We start from the raw sequence: 13200 nt of genomic DNA, 5'->3' as shown, positions 1-13200 counted from the left end.
CCCGTGTCGCAATACAGCCTTCAATCCCCCGATGCTGGTGCTTCCGTACCAGGGGTTATCCCTCAAATATTACCGCTGGTGCCTCATAATGCCCTGCAAACGGCCTAACTCCCCTGTCGGAGGCGGCCCCAAACCCAGCATCCCGATCATGAATTCTCCTGAAACGCGGCCCGCCAAGGGCGGCGGACTTGCCACGCTTCGCACGCTGTTTCCCTACCTGTGGCCGCCCGGCAAGACCGGCTTGAAGGTCCGCGTCGTGGCGGCGCTGCTGTGCCTGTTCGCCGCCAAGGCCGCAACCGTCTACGTGCCGCTGCTGTACAAGCAGGCGGTCGACGAACTGGGCAAGGGCGCGCCCGGCACGGTGACGGTGCCGCTCGGCCTGATCCTCGCCTACGGCACCGCCCGCGTGCTGTCGCTGCTGTTCTCGGAACTGCGCGATGCCATCTTCGCGCGCGTGGGCCAACATGCGATCCGCTCGGTCGGCCTGCAGATCTTCCGCCACCTGCACGGTCTGGCGCTGCGCTTTCACCTGGCGCGTCAGACCGGCGGGCTGAACCGCGCCATCGAACGCGGCACCAAGGGCATCCAGACACTGCTGTCGTTCCTGCTGTTCAACATCCTGCCCACGTTCTTCGAGATCAGCCTGGTCTGCATCGTGCTGTGGAAGATGTTCGACGGCTGGCTGGCGCTGGCTACTGGCGCCACCGTCGTGCTGTACATGGCCTACACGCTTGCCGTGACGGAATGGCGTGCCAAGTTCCGGCGCCAGATGAACGAAACCGACTCCGAGGCCAACACCAAGGCCATCGAGAGCCTGCTGAACTACGAGACCGTCAAGTATTTCGGCAACGAAGAACACGAGGCCCAGCGCTACGACGCCTCGCTCACCCGCTACGAACGCGCCGCCGTGCGCAGCCAGGTCAGCCTGTCGATCCTGAACGTCGGCCAGGCCCTCATCATTTCCACGGGACTGACGCTGGTGATGTGGATGGCAGCCAACGGCATCGCAGAGGGCCGCTACACGTTGGGCGATTTCGTGCTGGTCAACACGTACCTCTTGCAGCTCTACACGCCGCTCAGCTTCTTCGGCTTCATCTACCGCGAGATCAAGCAGGCGCTGATCGACATGGAGCGCATGTTCGAGCTGCTGGGCCAGGACCGCGAAGTGGCGGACCGCCCCGAAGCCACGCCGCTCCAAGTCTCTGGCGGGGCGGTTGAATTCCGCGACGTGCACTTCGGCTACGATCCGCGCCGCGCCATCCTGAAGGGCGTCAGTTTCTCGATTCCCGCCGGCAAGACGGTGGCCGTGGTAGGCACGTCCGGCGCGGGCAAGTCCACGATCGCGCGGCTGCTGTTCCGTTTCTATGACACCGACAGCGGCGCCATCCTGATCGACGGCCAGGACGTACGCGACGTCACGCAGGCCAGCGTGCGCGCGGCCATCGGCGTGGTGCCGCAGGACACGGTGCTCTTTAACGACACCATCCGCTACAACATCGGCTACGGCCGGCCGGGCGCCACGGACCCTGAAATCGAGGCCGCCGCGCGCCTTGCTCACATCCACGACCTGATCCTGACCATGCCGGACGGCTACGGCACGATGGTGGGCGAACGCGGCCTGAAGCTGTCGGGCGGCGAAAAGCAGCGCGTGGCGATTGCCCGCACCATCCTCAAGAATCCGGCCATATTCCTGTTCGACGAAGCCACCAGCGCGCTGGACACCCACACGGAACGCGAGATCCAGGCCAACCTGCGCGAAGTCAGCCAGGGCCGTAGTACGCTGATCATCGCGCACCGCCTGTCCACGGTGGCGGACGCGGACGAGATCATCGTGCTGGCCGATGGCCGCATCGTCGAACGCGGCCGCCATCCGCAGTTGCTGGCCCAGGCCGGCATCTACGCCGGCATGTGGGCCCGCCAGCAGGAAAGCGCCCGGGCGGCGCCGGCGGATTGACAAGCCGCGCCCCCTGTCCGAACATCGCACCCTTTGATTGCCAGGCCTCCCATGCAGGATTCCCCCACCCTCCCTGAAGTCCGCGTCTGCGCCGCCGGCGATCTGGTCAACGGCGGCCTCGGCGTGAAGGTGTCCGTGACCGATGGCGCGGGCCGCACCACCGCCTTCTTCGTGCGCTACCAGGACCGGGTGCATGGCTACCTGAACCGCTGCGCCCACGTCGGCGTCGAACTGGACTGGGAAGGCAGCTTCTTCACCCGCGCCGGCGACCTCATCATGTGCGCCCGCCACGGCGCCACCTACCAGCCCGACACAGGCCTGTGCGTGGGTGGCCCCTGTAGAAACGGACGCCTGACCGCGCTAGACGTTTCCGAGCGCGACGGCGGCGTCTACTGGCAGCCCGCGGGCAAGATCCGTCCAGCGGACGCGGACGCCTGACCGATTTAGGCGCGGCGCAATGGTTCGGAATCGCGCCCGGCTTTTCGCCCGGGATTGCGCCCCGATTTGCGCCCGGCTTTACGCCCGCGCCGCCACCGCCTGCACCGGCTCCGCCCGCTCGGCATAACGCCGCGCCAGCACCGCGCAGACCATGAGCTGCATCTGGTGAAAGATCATTAAGGGCAACACCACCACGCCCATCTGCGACGTGCCGAACAGCACGGTCGCAAGCGGAATTCCGGACGCCAGCGACTTCTTCGATCCGCAGAACACCAGCGTGATCTCGTTCTCCTTGGTCAGCCCCAGCTTGCGGCTGCCCCACGTCGTGATCAACAGCACCGATCCCAGCAACAAGGCGTTCACCAGCACCATCGTGGCAAGGTCGATGGCCGGGAACGCATGCCAGATGCCCTGGGCGACCGCCTCGCTGAACGCGGTGTAGACCGCCAGCAGGATCGAGCTGCGATCCACCTTGGACAGCGTGCGGCTATTGCGCAGCGCCCACGCCCCGATCCACGGCCGCAGCAGGCTGCCCACCGCGAACGGCAGCAGCAGTTGCAGCAGGATGCGGCCAGCGTCGGCCAGGCCATGCCCGCCGCCCTGCCGATGCAGCAGCACCGCCACCAGCAGCGGCGTCAGCACGGTGCCCAGCAGATTGGAGGCCGTCGCCGCGCAGATCGCACCCGGCACGTTGCCGCGCGCCATCGACGTGAAGGCGATCGACGACTGCACGGTGGACGACAGCGTGCAGACGAACAGCACGCCGATCCACAGCGACGGCGTCAGCAGCCCGGGAAACAGCGCGCGCAGTCCCAGGCCCAGCGCGGGGAACAACAGAAAGGTGCAGGCCAGGATCAGGCCATGCAGACGTACGTCCTTCACGCCGGACACGATGGCATCCGTGGACAGCCGCGCCCCGTGCAGGAAGAACAGGAGCGAGATCGCCACATTGCTCGCCACCATCATGAACGTGGCGCCCTTGCCCACCGCCGGGAAAAAGCTGGCGAACGCCACCGTGGCGATCAGGATTAGGGTGAATTGGTCTGGCAGGAAGCGGCGCATGGCAAAGGCGTGTTCAGAAAGTTGCGCCCACTATAGGCGCGGCCCTTGCCATCGTGAAGACCACTGAGTACTTTAACTGTCATTGGAAATCCCTATGACCGCATCCCGCCCATGCTGAACCCGCTCTGGCTCAAGACCTTCGCCGCCGCCGCGGGCGCGCCCAGCTTCACCGAAGCCGCGCGCCGGCTGGGCCTGACCCAGCCCACCGTCAGCGAGCACATCCGCCAGCTCGAACAGGCCGTGAATCGCCGCCTGTTCCAGCGCGACACCCACTCACTCGCGCTGACCAGCGACGGCCGCAGCCTGCTCGTGCATGCCGAGATCATCCTGGCCGCGCACGAAAAGGCCGAGCGCCTCTTCGATGCGCCCCGCCTGCGCGGACGGATCCGGCTGGGCACCTCCGACGATCTGGCGATGGGTCCCCTGCCCGATGTGCTGGCGGCGTTTCGCCTGGCGCATCCGGAAGTCGAGCTGGACCTGACCATCGGTGTCACCACCGACCTCTACAAGCTGCTGGACGACAACCGTCTGGACGTGATGATCGGCAAGCGCCGGCGCGGCGACCGGCGCGGCCAGACGTTGCACAAGGAGGCGCTGCTGTGGCGCGCGAAGGAAGGTCTGCGCGTGGATCCCGACGAGCCCCTTCCGTTGATCCTGTTGCGCGAGCCCAGCGTGACGCGCACGCTGGCGCTCGACGCATTGGCCCGCGCGGGCCGGAGCTGGCAGATCGTCTGCACCAGCACCAGCTACGCGGGCTGCCAGGCAGCAGCCCGCGCGGGACTGGGCATCACCGTGCAGCCCTCGCACCTGTCCACTGCAGGCCTGTCGGCGCCCGCGGGCGCGGCCAACCTGCCCACGCTGCCGCCCGTGGAATTCATCGTCATCTCAGCCCCGTCGCCCGGCAAACCCACCCGCGCGCTGACCGAGATCCTGATGCGCAGCACCCTGACCTGACGCCCCTATTGCGGCGCGGAGCGCGTGTGCTCGATGCTGCCGTGCAGCGCCTGCGGCTGCTTGAGCAGGTTCAGGATCGGGCACCACGCCTCCACCGCCTCGTGCACGGCGCGAACCGCGTGCTCGTCCGCCGGCGACACGATGTGCGCGGTATAGCGGATGTTGTGCGGAAAAAATGGCACCGCTTCATAGCCCGGCTTGCCGCCGCGCAGGTCCAGGTCGCCTTCGATCGTCACCTCCAGCGATTCCAGCGGCAGTTCCAGCTCCGCCGCCTTGATGAGAAAGATGTGGGTCAGGCAGCTGCCCAGCGACCCCAGCAGCAACTCGGGCGAACTCGGCCCCAGGTCGTAGCCCGCAAAATCGGCCGGGCTGTCGCTCACCACCTGATGATCGCGAATGCGGATGCGCCGCACGCCGCTGCGCCCTTCCGCGCTGACGTGCGCACGCAGCTTCACCGGCTCCACCGTCTTCGGGTCGCGCCCGTTGCGCAGCAATACGGCGGCGCGCTTCTGGTCCAGATACTCGTTCAACGTACTCATCTTGCAGACCTCGCTTGGAAGAAAAACGTGCGAAGGACGCGCGGCATTCAGTTGCGCCGCAGGTCGGTCATGGCAATGGGTGCACGGTCCATCGCCAGCAGAATCTCGCCCAGGCCGCGCGCGTTGCTGGCCTCCATGCGCCCGCCCGGCCCGCAGACGTCGTCGGCGCTGGTCCACGCCGGCGCGGCATGCGGCAGCAGGCGCGCGCGCAGCCAGCCGCGGCGGTCCACCAGGAACTGCGCGCCCGCCAGGTCGTCCGGCGGCACGCCGGCGGCCAAGGCATAGGCGTCCCACGCCGCGGGATCCGCCGCCACGCAATCGGCATCCGTTGCGCCCGCACGGCCGCGCGTCAGCGCCACCGTCAACAGGCGCGGATCCTGCGGTTCAGCCGGCGTGCCTGCCGCCTGCGCCACGACGCGCACGGGCAATCCGCGCAGGCCGGTGAGACGGCTCGCGCGGCCATCCCAGCAGGTCAGCGCCACCCCTGGCGCGGGAATCGCCGGCATGCCTGCCCCGCCGCTCGTCCCGTAGGCGTGCAGGCGCAGGAAGTCCAGCACCTGCCATATCTCGTCCGGCCGCAGCGCGGCGTCCGGGCCAGGCATGGTGCGTCCGGCGGACGCGTGTCCGCCGTGGGCCAGCCGCCAATACAGCTCGCCTTCCAGCCGGTTGTCGAACAGCGCGGCGCCCAGAACGCTCGGCCACACCGGCAAACCGGCCGCCAGCGGCCCACGTCCGTCCGCCGCCGCGCCGTGGCACGACGCGCAATGCTGCGCATACAGCCGGCCGCCTTGCAGCACGTTCGTGTCCGAAAACGCCAGCGGCGAACGTTGATAAGAAGTGTCCCGCGCCTCGGTCAGCAGCAGGCGCGGCTGGGGCCAGCTCGTCGCCAGCACCAGCGCAGCGGCAACCGCCAGCAGCGCAAGCCGCCATCGCCGCACAAACACGGCGGCCACCAATAGACCCAATGCCACCGCACTCTGCGCCAGCGCCAGCCACAGCCGGTTCCACGTATACGGACTGACGGGCAGGGCCGGGTCATACCGCCACGCAAACGGCCACGACACCAGCGCCAGCGCGTCCGCAGGCTGGCGCCAGATCGACAGAGCAAGCAGCAAGACCAACAGCCCCAGTGCGCCCAGCGCCGCCGCGACGCCGCGCCGCCACGCCGGTCTGGCGGCGGCTGCCACCTCCCCCGCGCGGCTGTGCAGCCATGCCGCGGCCAGGCTGGCCACGAGCAGGAGGGCCGTCAGCCCCAGCGCCAGATGCCCCACACGAGATCCCAGCAATCCGGGCAGGCCCGGCACCGCTTGCCATGCCAACGCCAGCAGCACGGCGCACGCCGCGAGCGCCCCCGCCGCGACCCACGGCAGGCTTCGTTCCGCACCTCGCCCCGCCGCTCCCGCATTGCCCGCCACCGCCGACCACGCCATCAATGCACCGCCCGCCCCTGCGGCAGCCAACGCAAGCGCCGCCGCGCTCACCACGTCGCGTCCAGCCCCAAGAGGGCCAGCGCGCGATGCCGCAATGCCGCCAACCGCGGATCGCCACGATGACGCGGGTATGGCAGGTCATTGACGATCTCGTCCTTGATGCGCGCGGGCCGTTCGCTCAGCACCACGATGCGTGACGCCATGAACAAGGCCTCCTCGACGTCGTGCGTGACCAGCAAGGCGGTAAAGCCCGTGCGCTGCCACAGCTCCACCAGCTCCGACTGCATGGCGATGCGCGTCAGCGAGTCCAGCTTGCCCAGAGGCTCGTCCAGGATCAGGATGCGCGGATCGTTGACCAGCGCGCGCGCCAGCGCCGCGCGCTGCGCCATGCCGCCCGAGAGCTGATGCGGATAGGCCTGGCTGAACGCCGTCAGCCCCACGCGTTGCAAGGCATCGTCCACGCGGTGCCGCTGCGTCTTCAACAGGCCCCGCGCCTGCAGCCCCAGCGCCACGTTGTTCCAGACCGTGCGCCACGGGTACAGCGTCGGATCCTGAAAGACAACGATGCGCGACGGCGACGGGCCCGCAATTGCCGCGCCGTCGGCCAGCAGGTCACCCTGCGCCGGCGGTTCCAGCCCGGCCACCAGCCGCAGCAGCGTCGACTTGCCGCACCCGCTGGGACCCAGCAACGCGACGAACTCGCCGGGTTTGACCTCCAGGTCGATGTCGTCAAGGACCGGCAGCGCCGCGCCATCCAGATCAAAATGATGATTCACGCCGCGCACCGCCAGCGCGGCCCCGCGCGCGCCGGCAGATTGGACGCTGGCGTGCGCCGTTGCAGTCGCTACCATTTCACGACTCCCTTCTGCCAGGCCAGCAGACGGTCACGGCCCAGGAACAGCAACGTGATCAGCCCGGAAAACACCAACGCCATCACGATCAGCGCCCCGTACATGTTGGCGTACGAGGCCCAGCCCTGCGCCCACGACAGATACCATCCCAATCCCGATTTCACACCCATCATCTCGGCCGCCACCAGCACCGAGAACGACGCGCCCAGCCCCATGAACAGGCCCACGAACACCTGCGGCAAGGCGGCCGGAATCGCCACACGCAGCACCAGGAACCATTCATTGGCGCCCATCGTGCGCGCCACGTCGTAGTACGCGCGGTTCACGCCCGCCACGCCCGACCACGTCAGCACGGTCACTGGAAACCACGTCGCCAGCGCGATCAGGAACACCGCTGCGGACCAGCTGGAGGGAAAGAAGAAGAACGCCATCGGCAGCAGCGCCGTCGACGGCACGGGTCCCAGAAACCGCAGCACCGGATGCACCCAGTACCCCAGTCCGCGCGACCACCCGATCGCGACCCCGGTCAGAAACCCGGCCGCCGCGCCCAGCACGAAGCCGTTAGCCAGCAGCCACAGCGAATTGACGAGGCTGTCGGCCAGGCGCTTGTAGTCCGACACATAGACCTCGATCAACGACTGCGGCGGCGCGAAGAACGGGCTGGGCAGCAGCGCAAGCTTGGCCGTCGCGACCTCCCATGCGCCCACCGCCACCGCCAGCGCCAGCAGCCACGGCCCGGCCCGATGCAGCGCACGGATCGGCGGCAGCCGCTCCGCCCCCGACACAGCCGCCAGCAGCAGCAAGATGGCCAGCGCCAGGGCCGCCACGCCGAACTCGCGCGTGTATCCCCACGACGTGAAGCCGACTTCCACGTTGGGCCACGCGAGCGTGATGCCGCCCACGGCCCCCCACAGCGCCGCGGCGGCCACGCCCGTCTTCCATAGCCGCCAACCCACCGCGCCGGGCGCATGGCCTGCGGCCCCCACCGTCAACGCATCAGCCGAGGACATTGGGCACCACCGCTTGCGCATACTTGTTGATGTCCAGGCTGGCGCTCAGGACCTTGATGGTCTTCAGGTCCTTGGCGTATCCCACGATCTCCTCGCGCAGCGCCGCGCCGGTCGAGGCGTGGCCGTGACTGTGGCTGCGCAGGATCGCGGCCACGCGCTCGGGCGGCACCTTGCCGGGCACGTAGGGTGCAAAGATGCGCGCAGTCTCGTCGGGATTCGACGCCGTCCAGCGCTGCGCATCGATCACCGCACGCGTGATCGCCGCCGCCGACTCGGGATCCTTGCGGACCAGGTCCCCGCGCAGGCCCAGCACGCAGCAGGTGCGGTTCTCGTAATCACCCTCGATGTTGGTGGCGATCTCGCGCAGCTTGTTGTCCTCGCGCAGCGTGTAGATCAGCGGATCATCGCCCGCGATCGCATCGACCTCGCCCTTTCTCAGCACCTCGCCAAACAGGTCCTGCGGATACTGGCGCCAATCCACCGACTCCGGATCAATCCCCAGTTGCGCCACGCGGATCGCAAAGAAATTCTTCACGGGGCTGGCCTGATCGGACACGGCCACGCGGCGTCCCTTCAGATCGTTCACGGACTTGATGGGCGAATCCTCTGCCGTCAGCAACCGCATGCAGCCGCCGTGCGTGCCGACCGCCAGCTTCACGTCAAACCCCTGCTCCAGCGGCTTGAGCCAGCGCAGCGCCATGCCGATGCCGCCATCGGCGTGACCCGTCGCGATCGCTTCCAGCAACTGATCCGTGGACCCGCTGAAATTGATGCGTTCGACCTTGAGGTTGTATTTATCAAAGAAGCCGCGCTCCAGCGCCACCGACACCGGCGACTGGCACACCGCGGTCTGGCTCCACGCGATCTTGAACGTGCGCGGCGCGGCATTGGCCGCCAGCACGCGCGAGCCCAGCATGCCCAGCGGCGCGGCCAAGCCCGCAGCACCGGCCGCGCGCAACAGCGCGCGGCGAGAAATCCCGTGCGCCGAAGCGGCGCCCGAATGGACTTTCGTATTCATCAACCTTCCTTTTGAGAGACCCAGAATGGCGACGATTGCCAGGGGGCATCATCGGCCTGGGCTCAGGCGTTAGACAAATACAAAGTCGGGATAACAATATGGGAGCGGGCTCCCGGCGCGTGCAAATTGGCTCGTGCAACGACGCGAGAAACGCCCCGTGCAGCTACTCCGGCAACGGCTCCGGAACGCCGTCCGCATCAACGGATTTCACGCGGTCCAGCGCGTTGCGTGCAGCCGACATCGCTTCGATCGTGCTGCGAAAACGCCGGCTCACGAAAATCTCGAACGCCAGGCTTTCGGGTTCCGGCGCAGCCTGCTCCGCGGTAGGATCCGCGTCTTCGGCGGTCGTCGCAGTTACGGAAGTGTTCGCAGGCGCGGCGGCTTTTACAGGCAGACGCCGCGTCTCCAGAAACGCACGCGGCGGGATGCGCCCTTCGGGCTGGGTCGCATACGCGACCACTGAAAATCCATTGATGATCTTCTCGGACATTGCGGTTTCCTTGAGCGCATTCATGCAAGCGCACCGACACGTTGCACAACGGCCTGCGGCAAGGAAACTTAAGGGCGCAACGTCCGCAAAATGCCGGTCCGCGCGCCGTTATGCAAGCGACTCTATTTTGTCGACGCGATCGCCTGTGCGCGTACCCGTACGAAGGCCGCCACCTGCTCCAGCACGTGCGACAGATCGGCGCGCAGCGAATCGAAGCCGGCATTGCGTTCGCGCGTCGCCTCGTCCATGTAAAGCGGACGCCGGATCTCGACTTGCAGGCTGTGCCGGTTCAACGCTGGCTGGCCGATCTGCGCGATGAGTTGCACGCCCTTGTACGGATCGTTGCGCGCCACGGTATAGCCTTTGTCGCGCAGCGCCGTCTCAATCAATGCAATGAACTCCGGCTCGCACGTCGTGCCGTCCCGATCGCCCAGCACGAAGTCCGCAAGGGGATGCTCGCTGTGACGTCCAAGCCGCTCGTAGGCATCGTTCGGCATCGAATGCAGATTGAGGTGCCACACGGCGCCAAAACGTTCCTCGACGTGCCGGATCGCCTTGGCCAGCGCCGCGTGATAAGGCTCGTAGTACGCCTGGATCCGATGGCGCACCTGCGCCAGCGTCAGCTTGCGGTCATAGATCGGCGTGGCCTTGTCCATGCGCCGCCAGATCAGGCCCTTGCCCAACCGCGTCTTCTCGCCGGGATCCAGCGGCTCGGGCCAGGGCTCGGCCAGCAGTTCCGGATCCAGATCCTGCAACGTGCGATTCGGGTCGATGTAGACGCGCGGAAAATTGGCAGCCACCAGCGTGGCGCCCAGTGCGGGCGCCGCCGACCACAACGCGTCCACGTGCGTGTCCTCGCCCTGGCGCAATTGCGCCAGCGTGGCCGAGGCCCCGAAATCGTCGGGATAACGCTCGCCGCTATGCGGCGAATCACAGACCAACGGCAACGCGGGCCCGATGGGTTCATGAACGGAAACAGCGGGGAAGTCGGCGGTCGTCATCGTCAATCAGCCTGGATGTTGGCGGTCTTGGCCACTTTTGCATAACGGGCCAACGCCTGGTCGATCTGCACCTGGAATTCTTGCGGCGTCGTGGGCATCAGCGTACCACCCACGTCTTCGGCCTTCTTGCGGAATTCCGGGTTATCCATCGCCACGCGAACGGCCTTGTTCAGACGCTCCACCACCGCTTGCGGAGTGCCGGCGGGCGCCACCAGACCAAACCAGCCGCCCGTGCCCATGTCGGGATAGCCAAGTTCGATATACGTGGGCACGTCGGGCAGCAAGGGCGAACGTTCGGCGCCTAGCACGGCCAGCGGACGCAGCTTGCCGCCCAGCACCTGCGGCAACGTCGACGATAGATTGTCCGTGATCGCATCCACTTGCCCGCCCATCACGTCGTTCAACGCCGGACCCGCGCCCCGATAAGGCACGTGCAGCAACTTGATGCCGGACAGCATCATGAAATTCTCGATGTTCACGTGTCCCAGCGAGCCCACGCCCGGCGACGCGAAGCTGTAGCGCTCGGGCGCGCCTTTGGCCAGCGCCACAAATTCGGCCATGTTCCTGGCCGGAATGTTCGGATTGATCGCAAAGATGCTGGGCACGGCCAGCACATTGGCCACCGGCACGAAGTCCTTGACCGGGTCATAGTTCATCTTGCGGAACACGGCCGGATTCGACCCGTGCGTGCTCATGGTCGCCATGCCGATGGTGTACCCGTCCGGCGTCGACCGCGCCACCTGTTCCATGCCCAGCGATCCGCCAGCGCCAGCTTTGTTCTCCACCACGATGGTCTGCTTCAGATCCCGCCCTGCGTACTCAGCCACCAGGCGGGCCACGATGTCCGTCGAACCGCCCGCCGCGAACGGCACCACCAGCTTGATCGGACGCGCGGGATAGTCGGCGGCATGCGTGACGCCGCAGAAGGACAACGTGGCAAACATGCCGGCGAGCGCAAAGCGCGCGGACCGGCCAAAAAGACGGCGGGACATGAGGCGACTCCTGGGTTGTTGTTCTGAAGGCCGCCAGTGTCCAAACTTTACGATCCCCTTTCAAACGACTATATTGCACTCCTTCATTACCAAAGGTCATGCTAGATGCGGCTGCATTCGCCGTCGATGTCCGAGCTGCATGCCTTCGTGACGGCGGCCAGGCTGGGCAGCTTCACTCAGGCTGCGCAAGTGCTGTGCGTCACGCAGGGTGCCATCAGCCGTGCCATCTCGCGCCTGGAGGCGCACTTCGGCCAGCCTCTCATGCACAGGAATGCGCACGGCCTCACGCTGACCGACACCGGCCGCAAGCTCTACGATGGCGCGCGGGCGCCGCTGCAGGCGATCGAAACGCTCAGCACGGAGTTACGCGCCGACGACCGGCGGCTGCGCTTGACGCTTTCTTCTGTTCCGACGCTGGCCAGCGCGTGGCTTGTGCCGCGCCTGCCGGACTTCCACCAGCGCCACCCTGACATCCAGCTCGGCTTTTCGGCCTACCGCCGCAACGAAGACTTTTCCGGCGCCACGCCGGATGCCAGCATCCTGTCTGGCACGCCGGCGCAGTGGCCCAACTGGCACGCGGACTACGTCATCGGTCGCGAGATGGTGGTGATCTGCCATCCGGAGCGACTGGCGAAACGTCACGCCCAAGGTCTGTGGAGCACGCCGCAGGGGTTGCTCGGCGAGCCGCTGCTGTTTCATACCAACGGCCAGGAAAACTGGTCGCAATGGTTCAGTGCGGCTGGCGTGGCGCGCGGCAGCGTCGCGCTGTCGAACGGGTTTGATCAGGTATCCATCCTGATACGCGCGGTGATGGCCGACATGGGCATCGCGGTGCTGCAACGCTGCCTGGTCCGGGACGAACTGCAGGCGGGCCGGGTCGCCGCGCCCTTTCCAGAACTGGTCATCCGCATCGACCGCGGTTATCACCTGTGCGCTCCCGCACAGCGGCGCGATCACTACGCCCTCGCCTGTTTCCGCCAATGGCTGCTGGAAACCGCCAGCCGCGATCCCGATGTCATGGCGGCACGCGCCCCTTGCTGAACGCCCCGCGCATCGCGCCGCGCCGGCTATCGTCCTTACCTTTCCGCACGCCGAATTCCGCCCCAAAAGCAACGGGCCCCATGAAGGGGCCCGTGTCGTACGAGTGCCGGTGAATTCCGATCAGGGCGCGAGCTTGAAGCCCAGGTCCACGCCCCATTTGTCGGTCTCGCGCAGCCATTTCGCGCCGCAATTCAGGCAGCGGAAGTGATCTTCGCGGCTTTCTTCCCGGCCTTTCTGCGTTGGGTTGGTAAATCCTTGATGTCCCAGGTGCGAATGCGGCGCTACGCCTGCAAGTCCTGGATTAATGCGTTGGCAAGCCAAACACATAACGCTCATTGATGCTTCCCCACAAACAGTGTTAGCAAATTGTAAGGGATTTCACCAATGTCTTTCTATTAAATCGCCTTCATAGGGAGAACT

Annotated in this window: 14 protein-coding genes; 4 read left to right on the top strand and 10 right to left on the bottom strand. The window is 66.8% G+C overall.

The features are described from left to right. Positions 1–148 precede the first annotated feature (148 nt). Both AB3147_RS09850 and AB3147_RS09845 read left to right on the top strand, forming a co-directional pair. A complete protein-coding gene (locus tag AB3147_RS09850) occupies positions 149–1954 on the top strand; it encodes an ABCB family ABC transporter ATP-binding protein/permease (protein WP_367351823.1) in 1806 nt (601 codons plus the stop codon). A gap of 51 nt (positions 1955–2005) precedes the next feature. Continuing rightward, the gene (locus AB3147_RS09845; RefSeq protein ID WP_367351822.1) at positions 2006–2392 is read left to right on the top strand and encodes a Rieske (2Fe-2S) protein; all 387 of its coding nucleotides are present in this window, start codon (positions 2006–2008) and stop codon (positions 2390–2392) included. Positions 2393–2470: 78 nt separating this feature from the next. On the opposite strand, the gene AB3147_RS09840 is transcribed toward AB3147_RS09845, so the two are convergent. Continuing rightward, entirely contained in the window at positions 2471–3454 is a 984-nt protein-coding gene (locus AB3147_RS09840; protein ID WP_367351821.1) for a bile acid:sodium symporter family protein, read from the bottom strand. A 111-nt stretch (positions 3455–3565) separates the two neighbouring features. Here AB3147_RS09840 and AB3147_RS09835 point away from each other — a divergent pair, with 111 nt between their 5' ends. Then, the gene (locus AB3147_RS09835) at positions 3566–4408 is read left to right on the top strand and encodes a LysR substrate-binding domain-containing protein (RefSeq protein ID WP_175124042.1); all 843 of its coding nucleotides are present in this window, start codon (positions 3566–3568) and stop codon (positions 4406–4408) included. 5 nt (positions 4409–4413) lie between these two features. Here the strand turns inward: AB3147_RS09835 and AB3147_RS09830 are convergent, their stop codons facing one another. From AB3147_RS09830 to AB3147_RS09795, 8 genes are all read right to left on the bottom strand, one after another. Next, positions 4414–4947, bottom strand: a complete 534-nt coding sequence (locus AB3147_RS09830) for an OsmC family protein (protein WP_367351820.1) — start codon at positions 4945–4947, stop codon at positions 4414–4416. A gap of 47 nt (positions 4948–4994) precedes the next feature. Then, on the bottom strand, positions 4995–6431 hold the full coding sequence (locus tag AB3147_RS09825; protein ID WP_367351819.1) for a cytochrome c: 1437 nt from the start codon (positions 6429–6431) through the stop codon (positions 4995–4997). Beyond that, a complete protein-coding gene (locus AB3147_RS09820) occupies positions 6425–7228 on the bottom strand; it encodes an ABC transporter ATP-binding protein (protein WP_367351818.1) in 804 nt (267 codons plus the stop codon). Before AB3147_RS09820 ends, AB3147_RS09825 begins: the two co-directional genes overlap by 7 nt. After that, positions 7222–8238: an ABC transporter permease gene (locus AB3147_RS09815; protein ID WP_367351817.1), complete on the bottom strand. Its 1017-nt coding sequence runs from the start codon at positions 8236–8238 to the stop codon at positions 7222–7224. Before AB3147_RS09815 ends, AB3147_RS09820 begins: the two co-directional genes overlap by 7 nt. Next, a complete protein-coding gene (locus AB3147_RS09810) occupies positions 8225–9256 on the bottom strand; it encodes an ABC transporter substrate-binding protein (protein ID WP_175138529.1) in 1032 nt (343 codons plus the stop codon). Before AB3147_RS09810 ends, AB3147_RS09815 begins: the two co-directional genes overlap by 14 nt. Positions 9257–9419: 163 nt before the next feature. Beyond that, entirely contained in the window at positions 9420–9746 is a 327-nt protein-coding gene (locus tag AB3147_RS09805; RefSeq protein ID WP_175138530.1) for a hypothetical protein, read from the bottom strand. A 122-nt stretch (positions 9747–9868) separates the two neighbouring features. Then, on the bottom strand, positions 9869–10747 hold the full coding sequence (locus tag AB3147_RS09800) for an N-formylglutamate amidohydrolase (protein WP_175138531.1): 879 nt from the start codon (positions 10745–10747) through the stop codon (positions 9869–9871). A 2-nt stretch (positions 10748–10749) separates the two neighbouring features. Continuing rightward, positions 10750–11739, bottom strand: coding sequence for a Bug family tripartite tricarboxylate transporter substrate binding protein (locus AB3147_RS09795; protein WP_367351816.1), 990 nt, complete (start codon positions 11737–11739; stop codon positions 10750–10752). Between the two features lie 105 nt (positions 11740–11844). On the opposite strand from AB3147_RS09795, the gene AB3147_RS09790 reads away from it, so the two are divergent. After that, entirely contained in the window at positions 11845–12780 is a 936-nt protein-coding gene (locus AB3147_RS09790; RefSeq protein ID WP_175138533.1) for a LysR substrate-binding domain-containing protein, read from the top strand. A gap of 120 nt (positions 12781–12900) precedes the next feature. On the opposite strand, the gene AB3147_RS09785 is transcribed toward AB3147_RS09790, so the two are convergent. Then, complete coding sequence (locus AB3147_RS09785; RefSeq protein ID WP_006388022.1) at positions 12901–13116, bottom strand: hypothetical protein; 216 nt, start codon at positions 13114–13116, stop codon at positions 12901–12903. Positions 13117–13200: the final 84 nt, after the last annotated feature.

The sequence above is a fragment of the Achromobacter animicus genome (assembly GCF_040775605.1).
GTDB lineage: Bacteria > Pseudomonadota > Gammaproteobacteria > Burkholderiales > Burkholderiaceae_B > Achromobacter > Achromobacter animicus.
This window is presented reverse-complemented; position numbering and strand designations above follow the sequence as displayed.

Coding starts and splice junctions, on each gene's coding strand:
- AB3147_RS09820 (WP_367351818.1), bottom strand. CDS start 7,228: ATGGTAGCGACTGCAACGGCGCACGCCAGCGTCCAATCTGCCGGCGCG.
- AB3147_RS09800 (WP_175138531.1), bottom strand. CDS start 10,747: ATGACGACCGCCGACTTCCCCGCTGTTTCCGTTCATGAACCCATCGGG.
- AB3147_RS09850 (WP_367351823.1), top strand. CDS start 149: ATGAATTCTCCTGAAACGCGGCCCGCCAAGGGCGGCGGACTTGCCACG.
- AB3147_RS09845 (WP_367351822.1), top strand. CDS start 2,006: ATGCAGGATTCCCCCACCCTCCCTGAAGTCCGCGTCTGCGCCGCCGGC.
- AB3147_RS09805 (WP_175138530.1), bottom strand. CDS start 9,746: ATGTCCGAGAAGATCATCAATGGATTTTCAGTGGTCGCGTATGCGACC.
- AB3147_RS09785 (WP_006388022.1), bottom strand. CDS start 13,116: ATGAGCGTTATGTGTTTGGCTTGCCAACGCATTAATCCAGGACTTGCA.
- AB3147_RS09840 (WP_367351821.1), bottom strand. CDS start 3,454: ATGCGCCGCTTCCTGCCAGACCAATTCACCCTAATCCTGATCGCCACG.
- AB3147_RS09830 (WP_367351820.1), bottom strand. CDS start 4,947: ATGAGTACGTTGAACGAGTATCTGGACCAGAAGCGCGCCGCCGTATTG.
- AB3147_RS09790 (WP_175138533.1), top strand. CDS start 11,845: ATGCGGCTGCATTCGCCGTCGATGTCCGAGCTGCATGCCTTCGTGACG.
- AB3147_RS09835 (WP_175124042.1), top strand. CDS start 3,566: ATGCTGAACCCGCTCTGGCTCAAGACCTTCGCCGCCGCCGCGGGCGCG.
- AB3147_RS09815 (WP_367351817.1), bottom strand. CDS start 8,238: ATGTCCTCGGCTGATGCGTTGACGGTGGGGGCCGCAGGCCATGCGCCC.
- AB3147_RS09810 (WP_175138529.1), bottom strand. CDS start 9,256: ATGAATACGAAAGTCCATTCGGGCGCCGCTTCGGCGCACGGGATTTCT.
- AB3147_RS09795 (WP_367351816.1), bottom strand. CDS start 11,739: ATGTCCCGCCGTCTTTTTGGCCGGTCCGCGCGCTTTGCGCTCGCCGGC.